4 protein-coding genes and 1 pseudogene are annotated in these 4,078 nt (G+C 33.4%); 3 read left to right on the top strand and 2 right to left on the bottom strand.

Translation table 11 applies throughout. The features are described 5' to 3' along the window. The coding region (locus OU788_RS11815; RefSeq protein WP_274635353.1) for a hypothetical protein at positions 1-389 on the top strand (389 nt) is incomplete at its 5' end. Between the two features lie 123 nt (positions 390-512). On the opposite strand, the gene OU788_RS11810 is transcribed toward OU788_RS11815, so the two are convergent. Then, positions 513-1,133 (bottom strand): 2OG-Fe(II) oxygenase, encoded by a 621-nt coding sequence (locus OU788_RS11810; RefSeq protein WP_274635352.1) that lies wholly within the window; start codon positions 1,131-1,133, stop codon positions 513-515. A 92-nt stretch (positions 1,134-1,225) separates the two neighbouring features. On the opposite strand from OU788_RS11810, the gene OU788_RS11805 reads away from it, so the two are divergent. Continuing rightward, entirely contained in the window at positions 1,226-3,349 is a 2,124-nt protein-coding gene (locus OU788_RS11805) for a Tex family protein (protein WP_274635351.1), read from the top strand. A 63-nt stretch (positions 3,350-3,412) separates the two neighbouring features. Here the strand turns inward: OU788_RS11805 and OU788_RS11800 are convergent. Beyond that, a pseudogene (locus OU788_RS11800) lies at positions 3,413-3,589 on the bottom strand (single-stranded DNA-binding protein); the annotation flags it as partial. Between the two features lie 126 nt (positions 3,590-3,715). Between OU788_RS11800 and OU788_RS11795 the strand changes: the two are divergent. After that, positions 3,716-4,078, top strand: a 363-nt coding sequence (locus OU788_RS11795) for a TetR/AcrR family transcriptional regulator (RefSeq protein WP_274635350.1), incomplete at its 3' end; no start/stop codon positions are given.

Raw genomic sequence — 4,078 nt, 5'->3', positions numbered from 1 at the left:
AATACCCTAAAGAAGATGTTTTGTTTGACATTAATGAATCCTCTTCAATAGAGTTAATTCCAAATAAGGAAATAAACACTTCTGTCATCAAATCTTTAAATGAAAACGGAACATATGAAAAAATTATATTTTCTGATGCAAACCCTGATTTAAGTGTCAACATAAAACTAATTCATACACCTTTACCTTGTATGTATCCTCATTGTTCTTTCCAAATTTCTTTTAATGGTACAGTTTTAAATAAAGAAAACTATGATAAATTATTCGGAAAAAAGAAAGGAACCGCATTTAAAAACTTGAGAAGAGATGTGAGACAGGAATTAACCTCTTTAATATACTCTTCCTCAATAGATAACGAATCTGAGGTTGAAATAATAACGGAATTATAATAATTTAATATTCTAAATTAGCTTTTGTAGAAGCTTCAGAAAAAGTGAATAACGGAGAATTTATTGCTTAATAGCATATATTCATAAAATAAAAACCTCGCAAATTGCGAGGTTTTTTAGTTTTTACACATTCTTAAACCAACCTACAATACTTAAGCGAGGTCTTGTCAACGCTGCTTTTACTTCATGTTCGGTTACATCACTCTTAAAAAAAGCAACTCTACCTCCAATCGGTAAAATGGTTTCTGTCTTTTCTTTGGTGTACAATACCAGCTCTCCTCCATCGTCTACATTCCAATCGTCGTTTAAGTACATTACAAACGAAAATAATCGTCCGTTATCACTCTTAAACTGATCGACATGACGTTTATAAAAACTACCTACATCATAATAGGCATAATGAAATTCAAATGCATTGATACTAGTGTAACATGTTTTGTTTAGATACTCAGCAAATTCATTCATTTTCTGGATGAACATCTTTTCTAAATCATCTTCAGTTTTTTCGTTAATCCAGCAAATAACATCTCGTCGTATCTCTTTGTCTTTTGTATAATCAGAGTCTTTTCCAATACCCGCTCTATACATGGTTCCTTCGGTATAATGTTGTGTCAAATTATCCCGAAATCCTGCTATCATATCCGCAGAAAAAAAATCATCACAAACTCCAAACTCGTTGGAAATTAAGCCAGTAATCAATCGTTCATACTGTTGCTTATGCAATTCATTTACAGTTGTTTGCATTAATAAATTTACAATTAGACTAACCGCGAAAGATAGTCTAAAAACATATAGATTGTATACCCCCGAATAAAAATTTATATTTGTTTTATTTTATGAATTTACTATCCTATATAGGTTCTCATACCAACCTTTCTTCAACCGCTATTCAAAACACTATTGAACTGTTAAATGAAGATTGTACTATTCCTTTTATTGCTCGTTACCGAAAAGAAAAAACAGGAAATTTAGATGAAGTTGAAATTGGTCAAATTGTTCAATTCAAAGAACAATTTGAGGCCTTAGAAAAGCGAAAAGCAGCAATTTTAAAATCTCTGGAAGAACAAGAAGTTTTAACCGATGAGTTAAAAAGCAAGGTTGAAAAAGCAGAAGATTTAACTACGTTAGAAGACCTATATCTTCCCTATAAAAAGAAACGTAAAACCAAAGCGGAAACGGCTCGTAAAAACGGATTAGAACCGTTAGCAAAGATGCTAATGAGTCAGCGAGTAAATGATTTGGAGTTTACCGCTTCAAAATACCTTTCGAACGAAGTAGAGCAAGTAGACGATGCTTTAGAAGGTGCTCGCCATATTATTGCTGAATGGATTAACGAACGAACAGATGTAAGAAATAACATTCGTTATCAATTAGAGCGTTTTGCGACCATTGCAACCAAAGTCGTTAAAACCAAAAAGGAAGATGAAGCTGCTCAAAAATTTAAAGATTATTTTGATTGGGAAGAAAACCTAAGTCGAATTCCCTCTCATCGATTGTTAGCTATTTTACGTGCAGAAAAAGAAGGTTTTATCCGTATAAAAATCAGTATTGATGACAAACGAGCGCTTCAAAAAATAGAAGACAGAATTATTCGTTCACATAACGAATGTGCAGAACAAATTGAACTAGCCATCGCTGATTCCTATAAACGCTTGTTATTCCCTGCTTTGTCAAATGAAGCTTTAACTACTGCCAAAGAAAAGGCAGATGAAAGTGCCATCAAAGTATTTGCTAAAAACCTACAACAATTACTATTAGGTTCTCCGTTAGGCGAAAAACGCATACTAGCTATCGACCCAGGATTTAGAACAGGTTGTAAAGTAGTTTGTTTGAACGAACAAGGAGATTTATTACATAACGAAACTATTTTTCCGCATGCGCCACAACATCAGTCAAAAGAAGCGATGAATAAACTTAGCTCTTTGGCAGATGCTTATAAAATTGAAGCTATTGCCATTGGTAACGGAACTGCTTCGAGAGAAACAGAACAATTAGTAAAACGTGCATATTTTAAAAACACTGTAGAAGTATTTGTCGTAAGTGAAGCTGGTGCTTCTATTTATTCAGCTTCCAAAATTGCACGAGATGAATTTCCTAATTATGATGTAACCGTTCGCGGAGCTGTTTCCATCGGACGTAGATTAGCAGATCCTTTAGCCGAATTGGTAAAGATTGAAGCAAAATCAATCGGAGTTGGACAGTATCAACACGATGTAGATCAAACACAACTAAAAAAGTCGTTAGATACTGTAGTAGAACACTGTGTTAACAAAGTAGGTGTTAATATTAATACCGCCAGTGCTTCTTTGTTAAGTTATGTTTCTGGTATCGGATCTAAATTGGCCGAAAACATTGTGAATTACAGAAATGAAAACGGAGCTTTTGCTAATAGAACTGCCATTAAAAAAGTTCCTCGTTTAGGAGGAAAAGCCTTTGAGCAATCTGCTGGTTTCTTACGAATTAAAAATGGAGATAATCCACTAGATGACTCTGCTGTACATCCAGAGCGCTACGCTTTAGTAAAACAAATAGCCAAAGATGCTGGCAAAAAGGTAGATGATTTAATTGGTAATTCTTCTGTTTTAAAACAAATTAAACTCCAACAATATGTGACCGATTCTTACGGATTACCAACGCTACAAGATATTATAAAAGAGCTGGAAAAACCAGGATTAGATCCTCGCTCAACAGCCAAAGCTTTTAGTTTTAACGAGCATATTAAAACAATAGATGATGTACGAATAGGTATGGTACTACCTGGAATTGTAAATAACATTACCAATTTTGGTTGCTTTGTTGATATAGGTATTAAAGAAAGTGGCTTGGTACATGTTTCTAACCTTTCTGATTCTTTTGTAAAAGATGTTAACGAACATGTAAGTTTACACCAACATGTTCAGGTAAAAGTGTTAGAAGTGGATACTTCAAGAAAACGTATTCAGTTAAGTATGAATTTATAATATAAAAAGAGCGGTTAATAACCGCTCTTTTACTTTTTCTTTTTTCACAGTTTATTTTCCCACTTATTTATTTCCTAACATCAATAGCTCATTACAAACTACTTCAGTTACATAACGTTTATTTCCTTCTTTGTCTTCAAAAGAACGAGAGGTTAATTTACCTTCAATCATTACTTCTTTTCCTTTTTCTAAGTACCTCTCAATAATTTCAACTGTTTTATTCCAAGCAACTACATTGTGCCTCGTTGCTCACTACTTTTGTTAGCCTCACCCATATTAAAGCCACAAATTTAAGCTACCATATTTGTTTTTAATCTTTTTTTATTTAATTTTGTTAACCAAATGGTTAAACTTAATGGTTGAATTATGGCGAAACACAAAGACAATAAAACAGAGGAACAAATACTGGAAGCAGCACAAAAAATATTTCAATCTAAAGGAATGGATGGTGCCAGAATGCAAGAAATTGCTGATAAAGCTAGCATCAACAAGGCCATGTTGCACTACTATTACAGAAGCAAGCAACTTTTGTTTGAAGCTGTTTTCAAAAAGGCGTTTACCTTATTGGCACCACAGCTTAATGCCATACTTAACGATGATTCAAGCTTGGAAGACAAAATCAAGAACTTCACCCATAACCATATCAGCTTTATTTTAAAGCATCCTTACTTACCAAACTTCATCATTCAAGAGCTTAACAGAAATCCGCAGTTCATTGAAAAAATAAAA

This window comes from Tenacibaculum sp. L6, assembly GCF_028823685.1.
Classification (GTDB): domain Bacteria; phylum Bacteroidota; class Bacteroidia; order Flavobacteriales; family Flavobacteriaceae; genus Polaribacter.
The sequence above is the reverse complement of the archived record's forward strand: the minus strand, read 5'-3'. Positions and strand labels throughout refer to the sequence as shown.